Origin of the sequence: Yoonia sp., from assembly GCF_046292185.1 — a bacterium.
GTDB lineage: Bacteria > Pseudomonadota > Alphaproteobacteria > Rhodobacterales > Rhodobacteraceae > Yoonia.
On record NZ_JBKBQY010000019.1, the window covers coordinates 1 to 18,334 of the forward strand.

The 18,334-nt window shown below is 61.7% G+C and carries 23 protein-coding genes and 2 tRNA genes; 15 read left to right on the plus strand and 10 right to left on the minus strand.

Annotated elements, in window-relative coordinates:
- The coding region (locus ACK4TM_RS05345; RefSeq protein WP_409697871.1) for a biotin/lipoyl-containing protein at window positions 1-226 on the plus strand (226 nt) is incomplete at its 5' end.
- A 237-nt stretch (window positions 227-463) separates the two neighbouring features.
- A tRNA-Gly gene (locus tag ACK4TM_RS05350) sits at window positions 464-538 on the plus strand.
- Between the two features lie 65 nt (window positions 539-603).
- Here ACK4TM_RS05350 and ACK4TM_RS05355 read toward each other — a convergent pair.
- The gene (locus tag ACK4TM_RS05355; protein ID WP_409697874.1) at window positions 604-1,233 is read right to left on the minus strand and encodes an imidazoleglycerol-phosphate dehydratase; all 630 of its coding nucleotides are present in this window, start codon (window positions 1,231-1,233) and stop codon (window positions 604-606) included.
- A 146-nt stretch (window positions 1,234-1,379) separates the two neighbouring features.
- Between ACK4TM_RS05355 and hisB the strand changes: the two genes are divergently transcribed.
- Genes hisB through ACK4TM_RS05370 form a run of 3 tightly spaced genes read left to right on the plus strand, consistent with a single transcriptional unit; the run spans window position 1,380 to window position 3,113 of the window.
- On the plus strand, window positions 1,380-1,967 hold the full coding sequence (gene hisB / locus ACK4TM_RS05360) for an imidazoleglycerol-phosphate dehydratase HisB (RefSeq protein WP_409697877.1): 588 nt from the start codon (window positions 1,380-1,382) through the stop codon (window positions 1,965-1,967).
- Window positions 1,964-2,602, plus strand: coding sequence for an imidazole glycerol phosphate synthase subunit HisH (gene hisH, locus ACK4TM_RS05365; RefSeq protein WP_409697880.1), 639 nt, complete (start codon window positions 1,964-1,966; stop codon window positions 2,600-2,602). The genes hisB and hisH overlap by 4 nt, the downstream gene beginning before the upstream one ends.
- A 1-nt stretch (window position 2,603) precedes the next feature.
- Complete coding sequence (locus ACK4TM_RS05370) at window positions 2,604-3,113, plus strand: transglycosylase SLT domain-containing protein (protein WP_409697883.1); 510 nt, start codon at window positions 2,604-2,606, stop codon at window positions 3,111-3,113.
- 37 nt (window positions 3,114-3,150) lie between these two features.
- Here ACK4TM_RS05370 and ACK4TM_RS05375 read toward each other — a convergent pair whose 3' ends face one another.
- Window positions 3,151-3,540, minus strand: coding sequence for a DUF2147 domain-containing protein (locus ACK4TM_RS05375; protein WP_409697887.1), 390 nt, complete (start codon window positions 3,538-3,540; stop codon window positions 3,151-3,153).
- Between the two features lie 127 nt (window positions 3,541-3,667).
- Between ACK4TM_RS05375 and hisA the strand changes: the two genes are divergently transcribed.
- Genes hisA through ACK4TM_RS05390 form a run of 3 tightly spaced genes read left to right on the plus strand, consistent with a single transcriptional unit; the run spans window position 3,668 to window position 5,472 of the window.
- Window positions 3,668-4,402 (plus strand): 1-(5-phosphoribosyl)-5-[(5-phosphoribosylamino)methylideneamino]imidazole-4-carboxamide isomerase, encoded by a 735-nt coding sequence (gene hisA, locus ACK4TM_RS05380; RefSeq protein WP_409697889.1) that lies wholly within the window; start codon window positions 3,668-3,670, stop codon window positions 4,400-4,402.
- A gap of 9 nt (window positions 4,403-4,411) precedes the next feature.
- Window positions 4,412-5,170: an imidazole glycerol phosphate synthase subunit HisF gene (gene hisF / locus ACK4TM_RS05385; protein WP_409697892.1), complete on the plus strand. Its 759-nt coding sequence runs from the start codon at window positions 4,412-4,414 to the stop codon at window positions 5,168-5,170.
- Entirely contained in the window at window positions 5,167-5,472 is a 306-nt protein-coding gene (locus tag ACK4TM_RS05390; protein WP_409697895.1) for a phosphoribosyl-ATP diphosphatase, read from the plus strand. The genes hisF and ACK4TM_RS05390 overlap by 4 nt, the downstream gene beginning before the upstream one ends.
- 14 nt (window positions 5,473-5,486) lie before the next feature.
- On the opposite strand, the gene ACK4TM_RS05395 is transcribed toward ACK4TM_RS05390, so the two are convergent.
- Together ACK4TM_RS05395 and rlmB are read right to left on the minus strand one after the other, a co-directional pair.
- A complete protein-coding gene (locus tag ACK4TM_RS05395; protein WP_409697898.1) occupies window positions 5,487-5,903 on the minus strand; it encodes a CoA-binding protein in 417 nt (138 codons plus the stop codon).
- 186 nt (window positions 5,904-6,089) lie between these two features.
- A complete protein-coding gene (rlmB, locus tag ACK4TM_RS05400; protein ID WP_409697901.1) occupies window positions 6,090-6,866 on the minus strand; it encodes a 23S rRNA (guanosine(2251)-2'-O)-methyltransferase RlmB in 777 nt (258 codons plus the stop codon).
- A gap of 124 nt (window positions 6,867-6,990) precedes the next feature.
- On the opposite strand from rlmB, the gene ACK4TM_RS05405 reads away from it, so the two are divergent.
- The 3 genes from ACK4TM_RS05405 (at window position 6,991) to ACK4TM_RS05415 (ending at window position 8,983) form a co-directional block, all read left to right on the plus strand.
- A tRNA-Tyr gene (locus tag ACK4TM_RS05405) sits at window positions 6,991-7,074 on the plus strand.
- Window positions 7,075-7,165: 91 nt separating this feature from the next.
- Complete coding sequence (locus tag ACK4TM_RS05410) at window positions 7,166-8,149, plus strand: hypothetical protein (RefSeq protein ID WP_409697994.1); 984 nt, start codon at window positions 7,166-7,168, stop codon at window positions 8,147-8,149.
- Between the two features lie 150 nt (window positions 8,150-8,299).
- The gene (locus ACK4TM_RS05415; RefSeq protein ID WP_409697904.1) at window positions 8,300-8,983 is read left to right on the plus strand and encodes a DUF1236 domain-containing protein; all 684 of its coding nucleotides are present in this window, start codon (window positions 8,300-8,302) and stop codon (window positions 8,981-8,983) included.
- A 120-nt stretch (window positions 8,984-9,103) separates the two neighbouring features.
- Here ACK4TM_RS05415 and ACK4TM_RS05420 read toward each other — a convergent pair whose 3' ends face one another.
- The 3 genes from ACK4TM_RS05420 to ACK4TM_RS05430 all read right to left on the minus strand — a co-directional run bounded on the left by ACK4TM_RS05420 (window position 9,104) and on the right by ACK4TM_RS05430 (window position 11,420).
- Window positions 9,104-9,607: an MgtC/SapB family protein gene (locus ACK4TM_RS05420; RefSeq protein WP_409697906.1), complete on the minus strand. Its 504-nt coding sequence runs from the start codon at window positions 9,605-9,607 to the stop codon at window positions 9,104-9,106.
- 80 nt (window positions 9,608-9,687) lie between these two features.
- Window positions 9,688-10,932: an MFS transporter gene (locus ACK4TM_RS05425; protein ID WP_409697909.1), complete on the minus strand. Its 1,245-nt coding sequence runs from the start codon at window positions 10,930-10,932 to the stop codon at window positions 9,688-9,690.
- 74 nt (window positions 10,933-11,006) lie between these two features.
- The gene (locus tag ACK4TM_RS05430) at window positions 11,007-11,420 is read right to left on the minus strand and encodes a VOC family protein (protein ID WP_409697912.1); all 414 of its coding nucleotides are present in this window, start codon (window positions 11,418-11,420) and stop codon (window positions 11,007-11,009) included.
- Between the two features lie 87 nt (window positions 11,421-11,507).
- On the opposite strand from ACK4TM_RS05430, the gene ACK4TM_RS05435 reads away from it, so the two are divergent.
- Both ACK4TM_RS05435 and ACK4TM_RS05440 read left to right on the plus strand, forming a co-directional pair.
- A complete protein-coding gene (locus tag ACK4TM_RS05435) occupies window positions 11,508-12,800 on the plus strand; it encodes an O-acetylhomoserine aminocarboxypropyltransferase/cysteine synthase family protein (protein WP_409697915.1) in 1,293 nt (430 codons plus the stop codon).
- A gap of 107 nt (window positions 12,801-12,907) precedes the next feature.
- The gene (locus ACK4TM_RS05440) at window positions 12,908-15,136 is read left to right on the plus strand and encodes a hypothetical protein (protein WP_409697918.1); all 2,229 of its coding nucleotides are present in this window, start codon (window positions 12,908-12,910) and stop codon (window positions 15,134-15,136) included.
- Window positions 15,137-15,144: 8 nt separating this feature from the next.
- Here ACK4TM_RS05440 and cobT read toward each other — a convergent pair whose 3' ends face one another.
- Window positions 15,145-16,155 carry a nicotinate-nucleotide--dimethylbenzimidazole phosphoribosyltransferase gene (cobT, locus tag ACK4TM_RS05445; protein ID WP_409697921.1) on the minus strand — a complete coding sequence of 337 codons (1,011 nt, stop codon included), beginning with the start codon at window positions 16,153-16,155 and terminating at the stop codon, window positions 15,145-15,147.
- A gap of 50 nt (window positions 16,156-16,205) precedes the next feature.
- Here cobT and ACK4TM_RS05450 point away from each other — a divergent pair, with 50 nt between their 5' ends.
- On the plus strand, window positions 16,206-16,994 hold the full coding sequence (locus tag ACK4TM_RS05450; protein ID WP_409697924.1) for an adenosylcobinamide-GDP ribazoletransferase: 789 nt from the start codon (window positions 16,206-16,208) through the stop codon (window positions 16,992-16,994).
- Here ACK4TM_RS05450 and ACK4TM_RS05455 read toward each other — a convergent pair.
- Window positions 16,991-17,314 carry a 2Fe-2S iron-sulfur cluster-binding protein gene (locus ACK4TM_RS05455; RefSeq protein WP_409697927.1) on the minus strand — a complete coding sequence of 108 codons (324 nt, stop codon included), beginning with the start codon at window positions 17,312-17,314 and terminating at the stop codon, window positions 16,991-16,993. The genes ACK4TM_RS05450 and ACK4TM_RS05455 overlap by 4 nt on opposite strands.
- Window positions 17,315-17,408: 94 nt before the next feature.
- Window positions 17,409-18,005 carry a GNAT family N-acetyltransferase gene (locus tag ACK4TM_RS05460; RefSeq protein ID WP_409697930.1) on the minus strand — a complete coding sequence of 199 codons (597 nt, stop codon included), beginning with the start codon at window positions 18,003-18,005 and terminating at the stop codon, window positions 17,409-17,411.
- 160 nt (window positions 18,006-18,165) lie between these two features.
- Here ACK4TM_RS05460 and ACK4TM_RS05465 point away from each other — a divergent pair, with 160 nt between their 5' ends.
- Window positions 18,166-18,315, plus strand: a complete 150-nt coding sequence (locus tag ACK4TM_RS05465; RefSeq protein WP_409697933.1) for a hypothetical protein — start codon at window positions 18,166-18,168, stop codon at window positions 18,313-18,315.
- Window positions 18,316-18,334 lie beyond the last annotated feature (19 nt).

The following is an 18,334-nucleotide window of genomic DNA, read 5'->3' on the forward strand; positions in this document are numbered from 1 at the left end:
AGAAAACGGCAACGCCGATCACATCGGCGCACCGATGCCCGGCGTGGTCGCCAGCGTCGCAGCGGTGGCAGGCAAATCGGTCAAGGCGGGCGATCTGCTGCTGACGATCGAGGCGATGAAGATGGAAACCGGCATCCACGCCGAACGCGACGCCGTGGTCAAGGCCGTGCATGTCCAGCCCGGCAGCCAGATCGACGCCAAGGATCTGCTGGTCGAACTCGAATAAATAGCGCGGGTGCAGGACGGGTTGCCCCCGGCTTGCGCCCACCGTCTTATTTCCGTCAAATACTCCCGCCGGAGGCCCCGCCGTCGCAAATTGCCATGTCGCGCCCTCATTCACCAAAGCGTTCGCCCCGCCCCACCCAGGCAGTGCATCAACGTCACCGCAAAAAAATCGCCACCTGACAATTTTGGCCTTGCGGATCGCCCGGCTTATTTGTAATCCACGCCCTACCGAACGGATGCGGGCGTAGCTCAGGGGTAGAGCATAACCTTGCCAAGGTTAGGGTCGAGAGTTCGAATCTCTTCGCCCGCTCCAATTGGTTCACCGGGTGAAACCGGGTTGCAAAGGTCGCCTTTCAGGGCGGCCTTTTGCGTTTTCGGTCAGGCAGATGCCATGACAGACGCTCCGCGATCCGGACTGGCGGCACCCACCATCGCCATATGCGGGCGAATGTCGGCATATTGGCCCCAACCGCGCCGGTCAGACACGGCCGCAGCAACAGCAGGCGGCGGACTCAGCGCTTCCACCTCGGCGGCGCCAGCGACCATTTCGCCCCAATCCGCCTGATCCATATCCGACAGGGTGACATGCAGCGCATCATCCTGCATCTCGGCCGCAATCTGTCGGGCAACGCGATTTGCCGGCTCTTCCGTATTGGCCACCGCGCATAGCACCAGCTTGCCCAGAATATCGGCAGAGGTTTGCGAACCAATCAAGGCGTAGAGGCTGGGAATCAGGGCGTACAGGTCATCTGTTGCCTCTGCCCCCTGATCGGTGATGATGAGCGTGCAGACATAGGGGTTGCGCCGTTCCGCCGAAAGCGCCAGCGTATGTGTCAGATGCGCGCCGACACGTTCATCCATCACGATTACATCAATGGTTTCCGCGCGTATTATCGCAGAGGCGATATCCCGGCTGGCCACACAAAGGGTTTGAAACCCTTTATCCCCCAAAATGCGCGCCGTATGCACCGCTGCGGCGACATCATCGCGTAAAATCATTGCTTTCATCGGACTCTCCTGACAAGGACTGCGTTGCCCCCTTCCTGACAGCAAATCCTTAAAACTTGCTGAAAAGCGCTGGCAGTTTGTCGCGAGGCTTGGCGCTTGCGCCCAATGGCCCTATAGACATGGCCAACAGGCAAGGGACAGCAACAATGCGGACAGCCACGATTACCCGCAAAACTGCGGAGACCGAGATTTCGGTCACCATCAATCTGGATGGCAGCGGGATCTACGACAATGACACAGGCGTGGGCTTTTTCGACCACATGCTCGATCAATTGTCGCGTCACGCGTTGATCGACATGAATATCCGCGCGAATGGCGATCTGCACATCGACGACCACCACACCGTCGAGGATGTGGGCATCGCACTTGGTCAGGCGCTGACACAGGCATTGGGTGATAAACGCGGCATCCGGCGTTATGGCTCCTGCCATCTGGCGATGGATGACACGCAGGTGCGCACAGCGCTGGATCTGTCGGGGCGTGCCTATCTGATCTGCAATCTGGACCTGCCCTTTGGCAAGATCGGTACGTTCGATACCGAACTGGTGCGCGAATTCTTTCAAGCCTTGTCAGCCCATGGCGGTATCACGCTGCATATCGACCGTCTGCACGGCTTCAACGCGCATCATATCGCAGAGGCCGCGTTCAAATCGGTCGCGCGCGCCTTGCGCGAGGCGGTCGAAACCGATCCGCGCAAGGGCGATGCGATTCCGTCAACCAAGGGCAGCCTATGACGACAGCTTTGGTTGATTACGACAGCGGTAACCTGCATTCCGCGCAAAAGGCGTTTGAACGCATGGCGGCAGAGTTCGGCGCAGGGCAGATCATCGTGACCGCCGATCCCGATGTCGTGGCCCGCGCCGACCGGATCGTACTGCCCGGTGACGGCGCGTTCCCGCATTGTCAGGCGCAGTTGCACGCCCGGGCTGGACTGGCTGAGGCAATCACCGATGCCGTCACCCGCCGCGCCGTGCCTTTCTTTGGCATCTGCGTCGGGATGCAGATGCTGGCAAGCGAGGGCCATGAATACGAAGAAACACAAGGGTTCGGCTGGATTGCTGGCGATATCCGCCGCATTACCCCCAGCGATCCCGCGCTCAAGGTCCCGCATATGGGGTGGAACGATCTGGTGATCGACCATCCGCATCCGGTTCTTGACGGTCTTGCCACCGGCGAGCACGCCTATTTCGTCCATTCCTACGCCATGCAGGTCGCCGATCCTGCACATAGGCTGGCGCATGTCGATTACGGTGGCGATGTCACCGCGATCATCGGGCGTGACAATATCATCGGCACCCAGTTCCACCCCGAAAAAAGCCAGGCCGCAGGATTGCGGATGATCGGCAATTTCCTGACATGGAGACCTTGAGATGACAGCTTCACGCCTTTCCCGCCGCCTGATGCTTTTGGGCGGCATCGCCGCGACCGCCGCCTGCGCCAGCCCCGAAGTGCAGCGCCTAGACACCAATCTGGGATCGCGCGCCGCCTTTGCGTCGCGTAATATGCCGTTGCATGCCAATGAAACCCCGCAATTGCGCGCCCTGATCAATCGCTATGCCGATACCTACGACATTCCAGTGACCTTGCTGCACCGCGTGATCATCCGTGAAAGCCGCCATAACCCGGCAGCGCGCAACGGGCCCTACTATGGGCTGATGCAAATTCTGCCGCAAACCGCGCGAACAATGGGGTTCCGGGGCGAACCACGCGATCTGCTGGATGCGGAAACCAACCTGAAATATGCCGGGAAATACCTGCGCGGCGCATGGCTTGTCGCGGACGGGGATGAGGCGACCGCCGTCAGCTGGTACGCGCGCGGCTATTATTACGAGGCCCGCCGCCGTGGGCTGCTGGTCGAAACCGGCCTGAGGTCTGCCTGAGGCAAAGAATGGCCCCGACGCGCGGGGCCATCATGTCTTACTGCACGCGCACCCAGTTCTGGCTTGCGCAGATCAACCCCCCGGCGACGCAGCCACGCAACCGCAATGCATCGCCCTGCACGTCCATCTTGCCGGTATAGATCCGGTCATTCGATGGACGCCAGACCTGTCCATCATAGGACCCGTCGCCATTCGGGGCCATGTTGATCACGATCTGTCGGCCAATGTTGGGAGACTGATATTCGCCTTCGGTATTGAACGTCCGCGCGATCGTTCCACAAACCGCCGCACCGCAAGGTTCAATCGTGACATAGGCGAATGCACCGTCATCCACCTCGGTCTGCCAGGTGCCGACGGCGGCATCCTGGGCTGCTGCGGCACCTGCCATGGCAAAAGCCGCCGCAGCGGCCAAGATCAATTGTCTCATTTGGGTCTCCTCCCTGAAAGTCAGGATAGTCTGCGCCTGAGTGTTTCGCGCAATCAAGTCTGACGCTGCGTTGCATTCCCGCCCACGCCATGCATAACGGGTCCGAACCAAGCGAAAGGGCAAATGCATGATCCTCTACCCCGCCATCGACCTCAAGGATGGGCAAGCCGTGCGGCTGGTGCATGGCGATATGGATCAGACGACGGTATTCAACGACGATCCCGCCGCACAGGCACGCGCCTTTGTCGATGCTGGATGTACATGGCTGCATCTGGTTGACCTGAATGGCGCTTTCGCAGGGACGCCGGTAAATGCCGCCCCGGTCGAGGCGATCTTGAAAGCCTGCAAGGTCCCCGCACAACTCGGTGGCGGAATCCGCGACATGGCGACGATTGAGGCGTGGTTGGACAAGGGCCTCGCGCGGGTGATTCTGGGCACTGTCGCGGTGGAAAATCCAGATCTTGTGCGCGACGCTGCACGTGCCTTTCCCGGACAGGTGGCTGTCGGGCTTGACGCGCGCAACGGGCGCGTGGCGACCCGTGGCTGGGCCGAGGAAACCGATGTGATGGTCACCGGTCTGGCCCGCAGTTTCGAGGACGCCGGCATCGCCGCCATCATCTACACCGACATCATGCGCGATGGCGCTATGAAAGGGCCGAACATCGACGCCACTGCCGATCTGGCCCGCGCGGTCAGTATTCCGGTCATCGCCTCTGGCGGGGTGTCATCCCTGGCCGACCTGACCGCACTGCGCGACACGGGCGTCATCGCAGGCGCGATCTCGGGCCGCGCGCTTTACGATGGCGCGCTGGATCTGGCCGCGGCGCTGCGTGTCCTTGCCGAACCCGCCCCGCAGGCCTAAACACAGATCATGCTGAAAACCCGCATCATCCCCTGCCTTGACGTCGCCGAAGGGCGCACCGTGAAAGGCGTGAATTTCATCGATCTGATCGATGCCGGCGACCCGGTGGAACAGGCTATGGCCTATAATGCGGCGGGGGCAGATGAACTGGTGTTTCTCGACATCAAGGCGACCCACGAGAACCGTGGCACGATGTTCGATCTGGCAACGCGCACGGCGGAACAATGTTTCATGCCGCTGACCATCGGTGGAGGTGTGCGCACGCATCACGATGTGCGCGACCTGCTGCTGGCAGGGGCAGATAAGGTCAGTTTCAATTCAGCCGCCGTCGCCAATCCTGATGTCGTGGCCGAAGCGGCGATGCGTTTTGGGTCGCAGTGTATTGTCGTCGCGATTGATGCCAAAACCGTGGCACCGGGCAAATGGGAAATTTTTACCCATGGTGGCCGACGCGCGACGGGGATCGACGCGGTGGAATTCGCCCGCACCGTTGTCGAAAAAGGTGCGGGTGAAATCCTGCTGACCTCGATGGACCGCGACGGCACCAAAGCGGGTTTCAACCTGCCGCTGACACGCGCCATATCGGATGCCGTCGATGTGCCCGTGATCGCCTCAGGTGGTGTCGGCACGCTCGACCACCTTGTCGAAGGCGTCACCGAAGGCGGTGCCTCCGCGGTGCTCGCCGCCTCGATCTTCCACTTCGGGACCTTCACAATCGGTCAGGCCAAAGCGCATATGGCCGCCGCCGGTATCGCGGTGCGGCCATGACACTGGATGACCTTGCCCAGATTATCGCGTCACGCAAGGACGCTGACCCCGCCAGCAGTTGGACAGCACAGCTTCTCGCCAAAGGTCCCGAAAAATGCGCCGAAAAATTCGGCGAAGAAGCGATCGAAGCTATTATCGAAGCGGTGAAAGGCGACCGTGAAAAATTGACGTCAGAGGCAGCAGATGTCATCTATCATCTGCTGGTCATGCTGACCGCGCGCAACGTAGCCCTGTCCGACGTCATCGCCGAACTCGCCCGCCGGCAGGGCACCTCCGGTATCGACGAAAAGGCCAGCAGGTAAGCGTCCTTCTCCTGCTATCGCCGGAACAGCCGCGCCAGCTCGATCTTCGGACACCGGTCCTGCACGACGTCCACGCCATGCGCCTGCGCCACTGCCGCCGCTTGCGCGTGGGTCACCCCGATCTGCATCCAGATCGTGCGCAGGTCCGGCCAACGCGCCAAAGCGCCATCCACCAGCGCGGGGACTGCATCTGGCTGACGAAAGATATCGACCATATCCACATCCTCCGGCACATCATCCAGCGAGGCATAAACCGTCTCACCCAGCAATTGCTGTCCGGCCAGACCGGGATTGACCGGAATAACCCGGTATCCCTGCTGCATCAGATAGGCGGCGACCTGATGGCTAGGTCGTGCGGGATTCGCCGATGCCCCGACCAAGGCAATCACCTTGGTCCGCGTCAGGATATCGCGAAGTTCATCATCACTCATGGCGCGCGGTGCTCCGGATAAAAAAGCGCCCGAGGCAAAGCCCGGGCGCAAGGTATGGAACGAGGGACAGTGATTTCGAGGCAGCCGGTTCCGAGGTCTGCCTCATAGGGAGTATATGGTAAGCGCATGGGGCGGTGAAAAGTTCCCTCAGCAGAACGTGATTCGGTCGTGATAAGCCGTGACAGGTCAGCCGCGCGCCGCATAAAGCGCCACCGCCGCGGCATTCGACACGTTCAGCGACCCGAAAGCTGCGGCCGCGTCGATCCGCACCAGCGCATCACAGGTCTCGCGCGTCTTGTCGCGCAGCCCCGGCCCTTCGGCCCCCATGACCAGCGCGACAGCGCGGTCGCGCTTGCCGTCAATCGCAGCCTCGATCGTTAGATCGGCCTCGCCATCCAGCCCCAGCACCAGATAGCCCATCTGCTGCAACTCACTGATCGCATCCGCCAGATTGCGCACCCGCAGATAGGGTTGACGTTCCAGCGCACCGCTGGCGGTCTTGGCCAGCGCACCTGTTTCCGGCGCGGCATGGCGCTGCATCGCCACGACAGCGCGCGCGCCGAACACCTCGGCGGACCGCAGGATCGCACCCACATTGTGCGGATCAGTCACACGGTCGAGCAGCACGATACGCGGCGGCATCGGCCCTTCACGCAAGGCGACATCCTGCAAAGACCCCCAATCCAGCGGCTTGACCTCCAGCGCGGCACCCTGATGCACAGATTGCGGGTCCAGCGGGGCGGCGAATTTGCGCGGGTCGCTGATTTCCGGTTCCATCCCGCTGGCAGGCACAGCCTCGCCCAGCCGTTCGAGCGCATTGCGGGTCACGACCAGCCGCAGTTTTTCACGCTTGGGATTTTCCAGCGCGTCACGCACGGCATGCAGGCCGAACAGCCAGATCGTTTCATTCGCAGCCACGCGCTTGGCTTGTTCCTTGGCAATCACCCAATCCGGCTTTTTCATATCGTGACCTGTCCTGACATTTGTCCCGTCGATACGCGACATTGCCGCCACTGTGAAGGCCCGAGCAAAAAGCCGCGATTTGGTGTTGACGGCACTGGGGGCCGCAGGTAATCACCGCGCCAGTGGGCGACAGGCCGCAAGGTGTGGCAGGGGACTGTAACTCCCTCGCGGAGACGCACGCCTGGTTCGATTCCAGGGTCGCCCACCATTTTCTCTTTATGGTCATCCACTTGGTTGCGGCGTCTGGCGTCTTGCGGCTAGTCTGAACGCGACATGTCGTGATCAAGGATGCTAAGCCGATGCCCCTGCCCTACAACATCATGATTGTCGGTCAAAACGGCAGGCTGCAGTTTGAGGCATTACTCTTTTTGGCGAGCCTGCGGGCCAAGGCACCGGGGTTCACGGGACGCGTGATTGTTGCGGAACCGCAGCCTGGGCCTTTGTGGGACCATAACCCGCAGATGGCGCCCGATATCACCGCCGCCCTCACCGCCTTGGGGGCAGAGGTTGTTCCCTTCGCCAATGAACACTTCGGCCAAAGCTATCCACATGGCAACAAGATCGAAGGACTCCAAACTCTGCCCGCAGGCGAACCTTTCGTGTTTTTCGATACGGACACACTGATCACTGGCGACATCGGGGCAGTCGATTTCAATTTCAGCCACCCGGCCGCCTCGATGAACCGGACCGGCACATGGCCGGTCGAGGAATTGTACTGGCCCGGCTACGCAGCGATCTGGAAGTCGCTTTACGACAGGTTCGGACTGGATTTCGCGGCGTCACTGGATCTGTCACAACCTGACGAGTTCTGGAAACGTTACCTCTATTTCAACGCAGGCTGGTTCTTCGGTGCCGATCCGGCCGATTTCGGGCGAAAGTTCACCGATTATGCGGTGACAATCCGCGATGATCCGCCGCGCGAACTGGTAATCCAGCCACTGGACCCGTGGCTTGATCAGGTCGCCTTGCCGCTCGTCATCCATGCATCAGGCGGCGGCAGGCCGGGGCCGGAACTGGACGGACTGGACGGCGATCTGACCTGTCATTATCGATTGCTGCCGCTGCTTTACGCCCGCGGCACCGATGCGCAGATCGCGACGCTGGAAGAAGTCTGCGCACCCAACAAGATCAAGAAACTGCTCAAGCAGCACGAGCCATTCAAGCGGATGGTCTATCAGGGGCAAGGCCAGAAGGTGCGCGCCTTGTTCGACCAAACAAACCTGCCGCATCGCGAACAGGCGATACGGAACAAAATCAAGGCTGCGGGGTTCTGGATGCGATGATGACGGGGGCCCGTCAGGCGAATGCCGCTGGCCCCCTCACGCCATTCACCGCTGCAGCAGATCGCTGTCGCCAACATTGACCGACGTAAACCGGATTGCTGCCCCTGAACATCAGGCAAGCGCGCTCTGGTCTCAAAGGAGTACATCGCAATGAAACTCGTCAAACTCGGCTTTGCCTCTGCGCTTGCCATGACGGCAGCCGCCCCTTCTTTTGCCCAATCAGCAGAGGCCCGCGCCGGCGCGGAAATCGCCGCGCGTGCCACGCCCAGCGAATTCGCCCCCGCTGTTGGCGTTCTGGAACTCAATCAGCCCGTCATGATCGAAGGCTGCCTGGAAGACGTGAGCTGGTGCCAGATCAGCTTTGACGGGCAGACCGCCTGGGCCTCGGCGGAATACCTGTATGTTGAAGAGGACGCGCAGCCTGTCGCCTTGATCAACCGCCCTGGCACCTTGTCCCTATCCACCGTGACCGTCCCGGATGAGGACGCCACACAGGCAGAGCAGAACACGGCAGCAGCCGTCGGCGCGACCTTGGGGTCCTTGATTGCCTATGCCGCAGGGGGACCAGCCGGCGGCATCATTGCCAGCGGAATGCTCGGGACGGCAGTGGGTGTCGCATCAGTCGAGCCGTCAGAGGAAACGCTGGTCTTTGTTTCAGAGAACCCTGTCGAAACCATCTATCTTGAAGGCGAAGTCGCAGTCGGTGCCGGTGTTCCCGCCGAAGTCCCGATGTATGATGTGCCGACACAGCCGGAATTCCGCTATCTGACCGTGAACAACCAGACTGTACTGGTCGATGCGGAAACAGCTACAATCGTGCGCGTCCTGCGCTGACCCCCGACGCTAATCATCGGCCCTGTGCATCGCACGGGGCCTTTTTGCGATTTGAGGTCAGGGATGCGGTGCATGGGTTTGCCATAGGGGGAAAGGTATAATCCGCCATACCAAAGCCCCTCACCCCTTTGACTCGTCGGCTTGCTGATCGGGCGCAACCCCTTGCGGTACGACAAAGGGCACCACCGCCAGAATCAACAGAACGATGATCGTGGACAAAATTGCCGTCGCCTCCAGCCCCAGACCCACGATCACGCCGATGCCTGCGGTCGCCCAGATACTGGCGGCGGTTGTCAGCCCTTCCACGCGATGCATGCTCCTGCGTACGATGATCGCGCCCGCCCCAAGAAAGCCGATGCCCTGCACCACGCCCTGGATGACGCGGGACATATCTGCGATCTCCATGCCTGCCTGCGCCGGGCCGATGACGAACAGGGCCGCGCCGACCGCGACCAGCATATGGGTGCGCACACCGGCACTGCGTGCCTTGCGTTCGCGGTCATAACCCAGGATGCCCCCCAAGACTGCGGCAATGACCAGCCGCACCGTAATGACGGTGATCGTCGCCAGATCAGGCAGATCGGAAAATTCAGCGGTGATCGTTGTCCAGATGTCTTGCAACATCGCCCTGCCTTATCTTGATGACGCGAGAAGTGATGATGTCATATGTAGCCGCGCCAGACAATTGCCGTGATTGCGCGGCCCTAGTCGAACCGCAGGCGCATCATCGCGTAGAGCGTCAGCAGGCCACAGATCAGCGCGGCAAAAAGGTAGGGCGCATGTAACGCCTCGTTCCGCCCCAGAACCGGGGTCAGCAGGGTGACCAGCACACCCGCCCCCATTGCGCCGAATGGCATCGCCCCCCATCCGAAGAACCGATAGACGGAATTGACCCTGCCCAGCAGATCATCCGGGATCAGCCGCTGGCGATAGCTGACGGTAACGACGTTCCACAACATCCCTGCCGCCGCCTCAAGAAACAGCGCTGCGGCGACGATGGCAGCGGATCCGAACAATCCGATCATCAATTGCACGATCACAAAACCGCCCAGCGCCAGCAGCAGGCTGCGCCGCATCCCCAGCCGCGCTGCGACCACAGGGGCCAGCAGCCCACCGGCCACGCCACCCATCGCGCCAAAGCTCAGCAAAAGCCCATACCCAGTCGCGGACAGCCCCAGCACTTCTTGTGCATAAAGCACCAGAATGGTCATGCCGCCGATGAACACCGCATTGATCACGCCCAGCATGATCGCCAGGCGCAGGATGGCTGGGTTGTGCCGCATCCACCCCAGCCCTTCGCGCAGGGCGATCCAGAAACGCTTGGTGACGCCTGCCTTTCGCGGCGGCAGCGCGACCATCCAGATCAGCAGCGCCGACAGCGCATAGATCGAGGCGTCGATCCCGAAAGGCCAGACCACCGCAGCCGCGATCAGCATCCCCGCCAAGGGCGGTCCGATGAACTGACCCGTGATTTGCTCCGCGCTCCACATCTGGCCATTGGCGCGTTCCAGATCGGCATGGGCGACGATGGATGGCAGAACGGTTTGCGCGGCATTGTCGCGAAGCACCTCTGCCGATCCGAACAGAAAGGCGATCACGATCAACGACAGGATCGCCACAGGTGACGCATCATCGGCCAAGGGCAAGCCCGTCTGCGCCACCACCATCAGCACGATAAAGATCATCAGCACCGTCCGCACCAGATCGGCGCGCATCATCAACAGCGGCCGGTCGGCCCGATCCGTCCAGACGCCTGCGGGCAAAGCCAACAACAGCCAAGGTAGTCTTTGCGCCGTGGCGACCGCCGCAATCAGCAGAGGGTCGCGGGTCAGCAGCGTCGCCAGCCAAGGCAGCGCAACCATCGCGATCCCGTCGCCAAGGTTGGACATCGCACTGGCCGACAAAAGCAGGCGATAATCACGATTGCTGCGGATCAGTGCTCTGGACATGCGGCAGACCTTCATCTGCGTGTAATGAAAGGCTAGCCGCACAGCTGACGGGTCGCAATAGCGGCGATGCTATCTTACTTGGCAAAGACGCCACTCTCTTCGCCGAACCCTTTTATCTCAATTGGATTACCCGATGGGTCGCGAAAGAACATGGTCCATTGTTCACCCGGCTCGCCCTTGAACCGAACCGAGGGCGCGAGGATGAAATCAGTCTGACGTTCTTCGAGCCGCCCCGCAAGCGCGGTCCAGTCTTCCAGCGAAAGCACCACGCCAAAATGCGGCATCGGCACCATGTGATCGCCGACCTTGCCGGTGGGCGCATTGGCGAAAGGCTCGCCCAGATGCAGGCTCAGCTGATGACCGAAAAAATCGAAATCGACCCAGGTGTCTGTGGACCGCCCTTCGACCGCGCCCAACGCGCCGGAATAGAATTCGCGCGCCTCATCAAGATCAGTGACGTGAAAGGCGAAATGGAACGGCACGGGCATCGGATTATCCTTTGATCATCTGGGCGTTGTTTGCGCATGGCTTTGCACCTACACCTTTGTCCGAGGATTTTCAAAGGGAGACAAGACATGACAGACACACCCAAACTTGGCTTTAACACGCTGCAGGTCCATGCCGGTGCCCGGCCCGATCCGGCGACAGGTGCGCGGCAAGTGCCGATCTATCAGACCACCGCCTATGTGTTCCGCGATGCCGAGCATGCAGCGGCGTTGTTCAACCTGCAGGAGGTGGGCTATATCTATTCGCGCCTTACCAACCCCACGGTCGCGGCGTTGCAGGAACGCATCGCCACGCTTGAAGGTGGTGTTGGCGGCGTGTGCTGTTCGTCCGGTCATGCAGCGCAGATCATGGCGCTGTTTCCGCTGATGCAGCCGGGGCGCAATATCGTGGCGTCCAGCCGTCTGTATGGCGGCACGGTGACGCAGTTCAGCCAGACGATCAAACGCTTTGGCTGGTCGGCGAAATTTGTCGATTTCGACGATCACGCCGCCGTCGCCGCCGCCATCGACGATGACACACGCGCAGTGTTCTGCGAAGCCATCGCCAACCCCGGCGGGCATATCACCGATCTGGATGCGATTTCCGCGATCACGGACGTCGCGGGCATTCCGCTGATCGTGGATAACACCAGCGCCACGCCCTACCTGTGCCGCCCGATTGAACATGGCGCGACGCTGGTCGTTCATTCGACCACGAAATATCTGACCGGCAATGGCACAGTAACCGGTGGCTGCATCGTGGACAGCGGCAAATTCGACTGGGCCGCCAATGACAAATTCCCGTCCCTGTCGCAGCCCGAACCCGCCTATCACGGGCTGGTCTTTGCCGAAACCTTCGGGCCGATGGCATTCACGTTCCATGGCATCGCCATCGGCCTGCGCGATCTGGGCATGACGATGAACCCGCAAGCTGCGCATTACACGCTGATGGGGATCGAAACCCTGTCCCTGCGCATGGACAGGCATGTGCGCAACGCGATGACTATCGCCAAATGGCTGGAGGCTGACCCGCGCGTCGCCCATGTGACCTATGCGGGCCTTGAAAGTTCACCCTACGCGCATCTGGTACCGAAAATCTGCCCCAAAGGTGCGGGTGGGCTGTTCACCATCGCGCTCAAGGGCGGCTATGACGCCTGTGTGAAACTGGTCGATAGTCTGGAAATCTTCAGCCATGTCGCCAACCTTGGCGATACCCGCAGTCTGGTGATCCATTCCGCCAGCACGACACACCGGCAACTGACGCCCGAACAGCAGATCGCGGCAGGTGCCGCCCCCGATATCGTGCGCCTGTCGGTGGGGATCGAAGATGCCGATGACCTGATCGCCGATCTGGATCAGGCCCTGACCAAAGCGGTGGGCTAAGGCGTTTTCCCGCCCATGCGCTTGGCGTGGGCGGGATTTTGCTGTAGGCTATAAATTGCGTCCCAAATGCGTTTTGATGAAAACGCCAACCCTGCTAAACCCGGTCCATGATTATAAATTTCGCACTCACGCTTACCTATTCGGGTATTGACCTGCTGCAACGCACAGATGACGGCTGGCGGCGCGTCGGTTCTGCATCGCTGCTTTCTGCTGACCTTGTCGCCGATCTGGCCGAGCTGCGTGCAAAAGGATTGGCGCTGGCCCCCGAAGGATTGCGCACGAAATTGGTCATTCCGACGGAACAGGTCAAATACCTGTCCATCGACAGCACCCTGACAAGCGATGCCGATATCGCCGAAACCGTGGATGGCACGACGCCCTATGCGCTGGATGATCTGGTCATCGATCATGAACGCAGCGGCGGGCGTACGCATATCGCGGCAGTCGCCAAGGAAACGTTGCAGGAAGCCGAAGTTTTCGCAAAGGCGCATGGGTTCAACCCCGTCAGCTTTGTGGCTGTGCCGGACCCGTTCACGTTTCAGCAGGAAATCTTTTTCGGGACCACGGACTGTGCCGCCGACATCCTTGGGCCGGATGCAGTACTGACGCGTGATCCGCTGCCGGTGATGCTGACCGGCACGAGGATCAAGTCGCGGGTGCTGGTGGTGGAAAAGGGCGACTTAACCAAAGTTGAACCAGAGGCGGCGACAGCCCCCATGCCCCCAACGTTCACGATGGATCGCATCATCGCGGAATATCACGCTGGCCCGCGCACAGCATTCGGTGCCGCGGCGACACCCGTTGTCACCGAACCCCGCCTGCCGCCGCGCGCGGTGGCATTACCGCTGCCGGTTCCCTTGCTCGACCCCGTGATCGGCGAATATTATCCCGTCCCGCCGCAGACCGAGGTCCCCATGATCGCCGTGGCCGCTGCAGGCCTGCCAAGGCCTGTGGTGCTGGGTGGCGTGATGGAACCGACAACGGCGCCTGCGATCCCCTTCCGGCTTTACGCTGTTCCTGCCGGGATCGCCGCGAGTGTCGCGGTGCTGGGCCTTGCCCTATGGGCGTTTTATGCGCCTGCGCCTTCTGATGATACCGCCACCTTGCAGGGGCTGAACACCAGCGCAGCCCTGATCGACGTGCCGATGCCTGACAACGCGGCAGAGATATCGCTGGCCGATGCGGCAATCGGCGAAGATATTGATCAGGTTTTTGTTGATGGCAGTGCCGCCTTACAGCAGCCCGCGCCACCGTCCGATCTATTAGCGGTTGCGCCTGATGATATGCTCGCCGTCGCCCCGGACCGAAGCCTTGACCGCCCCGCCACGCCATTGTTGCCGGGCGCGGATATGCTTGCCACAGATCTCGCGTTCATCGCGCCAGAGGTTCCGGCGCTTGACGCCCCCTTGGATGTCGCAAACGCCGAGGCTGATGATACACCTGCAATCAATGAGGACATCGCAGATAGCGAGGCCGCGCAGGATACTGCCGAAAGCGACGAGACCCCGGTCGAACTGGCCGCGGTTGAGGCGGATGATGACAGTGGTGTCACCATCCTCGCGGTGCGCCCGTCAGTAGTGCCCCGGCCAAGGCCGCAGACAGCGAGCCTGCCTGAAGAAGACGCAGATCAGGCTGACGCGACTGCGGGCGGGGTGTCGCTGGCCGGGTTGCAGCCCGACACAGACAGAACGACCGCAGCAGATGCTAACCTGGCACCGCCCCCCGGTGCGATCAGACCACGATTGCGGCCGGAGCTGCCACAGGTGGCCACAAGTTCAGAAGAGGTAGATGCGCTTCTTGGTGGCATCGCGCTCGCGCAACCGGAAGACATTGTTGACGCTTCGGAACAGGCCGTGGCGTTCTCGCTGCGGCCTACCAGCCGACCGAATAATTTTGACCGCGTCGTCGCAAACGCGCGCAGCCGTCAGCAGCCCGCTCCGGAACCGCAAGCCACGCCAGAACCTGAACCGGCACCCGTTGTTGCCGCGGCACCGCCCGCAGCAGCCGCCCCTGCTCCAGCCGCAGCGCCTGCCCCGCCACCGCCGCCAGCACAAGCTGCTGCACCAGTTGCGCCGCAAAACTACGCCCCCGTTCCCGGCGGCGTGGCGCGTGCAGCGACACAGACGGGCGCGATCCGGCTGCGCGATGTCAACCTGATCGGGGTTTACGGTCAGGCCAACGCGCGCCGCGCCCTGGTCCGGCTTGGCAACGGGCAATATGTCCGTGTGCAGGTCGGAAGTGAACTGGACGGCGGGCAGGTCACAGCCATAGGTGATAACGCGCTGAACTATGTCAAACGCGGCACCACCTATGCACTGCAGATCCCGCAGGGTTGACGGACGGATCAGGCGTCGCTGACGCCTGCTTCGGCAAAGCTGGCCATGCCGGAATGGCAGGCAACCGCACTTTGCAGCACGCCGATCGCCAATGCAGCGCCCGATCCTTCGCCCAGTCGCAGGCCAAGCGACAGTAACGGCACCTTACCCAAAGCATCCAGCAGCCGCTGATGCGCGCCCTCGACGCTCAGATGTCCAGCTACGGCGTGATCCAGCGCACCCGGCTGCAAACGGTCCAGCACTGCCGCTGCTGCCGTACAGATGAAACCGTCAAGGATCACCGGAATACGGTGATACCGCGCTGCCGCCATGGCGCCGGCCATCGCAGCCAGTTCGCGCCCGCCCAGACAGCGCAGCGCCGCCAGCGGGTCTGCGGGTGCATGTAAGGCAAGGCCCGCATCCACCGCAGCCACCTTGCGCGCAAGCCCCGCATCATCCACGCCGGTGCCGCGCCCCGCCCAATCGGCGCCGGTACCACCGAACAATGCGGCCGCCAGCGCTGCCGCCGACGTCGTGTTGCCGATGCCCATTTCGCCCGTCACCAAAAGATCCGCCTGCGGGTCAACCGCGTTCCAGCCGATATTCAACGCAGACAGCAATTCCGCTTCGGTCATCGCCGGGCCTTGGGTAAAATCCTGCGTCGGTCGGTCAAGCGACAAGGCATGCACATCCATCCGTGCCCCCATCGCCTTGGCCAGTTGGTTGATCGCCGCGCCGCCATGTTCAAAATTCGCAACCATCTGCGCCGTCACCTCTGCCGGAAAAGCGGAAACGCCCTGCGCACAGACGCCGTGATTGCCCGCAAAGATAATCACTTGCGGCGCTGCGATCACCGGGCGTGGATCACCACGCCAGCCAGCATACCAGATTGCCAAGTCCTCCAACCGGCCCAAAGCACCTGGCGGCTTGGTCAATTGTCCGTTGCGCGTGGTTGCCTGCGCAATCGCCACGGCTTCAGAACCGGGCATCTGTACCAGCATATTGCGGAAATCGGACAGGGTGGTGAAAGGTGCGGGCATCAGGTCCTCGTTGCGAAAGTTGCTCTCACTGTCTAACGATCAGATCACAGATGGAAAGAGCCGCAAGGGGCATCGCAGTGACCAATTCCGACACAAGGCTATGCGCCGCGATCGACCTGCCAGCGGCGCTTGGGCTACTGACACGGTTGCCAGTGCGCGTGGATGGCGAAAAGGCAACCACGCGCGGCGCGGCGGCGGCCTGGGCCTATCCGCTGGCGGGCATGGTGATCGGGCTGAAACAGGCGGTGACGCTGGCGCTGCTTTTGTGGCTGGGCGTGCCTGCAGCGATCAGCGCAGCATTGGTACTGGCGTTGGCGGTGGTGTTGACGGGTGCGATGCATGAAGACGGTCTCGCAGATTCTGCGGACGGGCTTTGGGGCGGCTGGGATAAGGCGCGTCGGCTGGCCATCATGAAAGACAGTCATATCGGCAGCTATGGCGTGATTGCCCTGTCGCTGGCGCTATTGTTGCGCTGGCTGGGGCTGGTAGCGATCGCGGGCATCGGCGGCTTTGCGCTGGTGCTGATCGTGATCGCCGGGCTGAGCCGCGCCAGCATGGTTGGCGTCATGGCCACCCTGCCCCACGCGCGCGAAGGCGGGCTGTCACGATCCGTCGGGCGGCCTGCAGCGCGCACGACCTGGCTGGCCATCGGGCTGGGTGCCGGGGCAGCGGTGATCACGGGCTATCTGGCGCTTATCTTCGTGGCGGCTGCCGCCGCCGCGATCTGCGCCATGATCGCAAAGGCCAAGATCGGCGGACAAACGGGCGATATACTGGGCGCGGTTCAGCAGCTGACCGAAGTCGCGCTGCTGATCACTGTCGCCACGATGCTGGCCTAGATCTGTTTTTCAGGCATATGCACGCGCAAACCGTCCAGCGCATCGCTGACTTTCAACTGACAGGTCAGGCGCGATTTGACCGGATCGGGCTGAAAGGCGAAATCCAGCATATCCTCCTCCATCGCGTCCTTGGCGGGCAGTTTATCCACCCATGCGTCATCGACATAGACATGGCAGGTCGAACAGGCGCAGGCACCGCCGCAGTCAGCCTCGATCCCCGGGACGCCATTGTCGCGCGCGCCCTCCATCACGGTCAGGCCATTGGGCACATCGACAACATGTTCTTTGCCGCCATGTTCGACATAGGTAATTTTCGCCATTCTTTCGGTCCCCTGTAGTGAGATAAGCGTTCTCTGCGTTCCTAAATCACGACATGGGCCGGGGCCAGCGTAAATCTTGCCGCAGGCAGCGCGGTCACGCGACGCTATATTGGTCCAGCTTCCACGCCAGCGCGCGACGGACCATGGGCCATTCCGACGCGATGATGCTATAGACGCAGGTGTCACGCAGGCTGCCATCAGGCAGGCGCATATGCTGGCGCAGGATACCATCCAGCCTGGCCCCCAGCCGTTCGATCGCGCGCCGGCTTTGCTGGTTCATGAAATGGGTCCGGAACTCGACCGCGAGGCAGCCGAGGGTGTCGAAGGCATGCGACAAAAGCAGCAATTTGGCTTCGGTGTTCAGCGGCGTGCGCTGCGCGCTTTTGGCATAGAAGGTGGACCCGATTTCCAAACGCGGGCTGGCAGTGTCGATATTCATATAGGTGGTCATGCCCACCACTTGCCCCGTGCTATTCGAACTCACGGTGAAGGGCAGCATGGCCCCCGCCGCTTGCAATGTCAGGCGCCGGTCAATCTCTGCCGCTACCGCATCTGGCGCGGGCACGGAAGTATACCAAAGCTGCCACAGCGCACCGTCCTGCACCGCCGCGACAAGACTGTCGTGATGATCGCGCGCAAGCGGGGCAAGGGTGACATATTTGCCGGTAAGGGTGATCGGTTCAATGGGCATGTCTGGGGTCCCGCACTGGATCTTTCGCTGACCGTACTTAGCCACGCGGGATTTGAACAGCGTCGATCACGGCGGATTCCCCAAACGCCCGCAGCATTGCACAAAGTCTTTGCCTGGTGCGTAGATCGGCCCGACAGGTTGCGGTGCAGGCGCATCGAACATGATTATCCGCGACGCCGGATGGGGCCTTGCGACAAAGCCACGGAGGACACCCAGCAACGGCAACACGGATTTTGGCGGCGGATACCATCGCACCGATGGAATGGCGCGCAAGGCCGCCCTTGCGGCAAAGGTGCCGATTTACGCGTGAAAAGGGCGGCCCGCCGGAC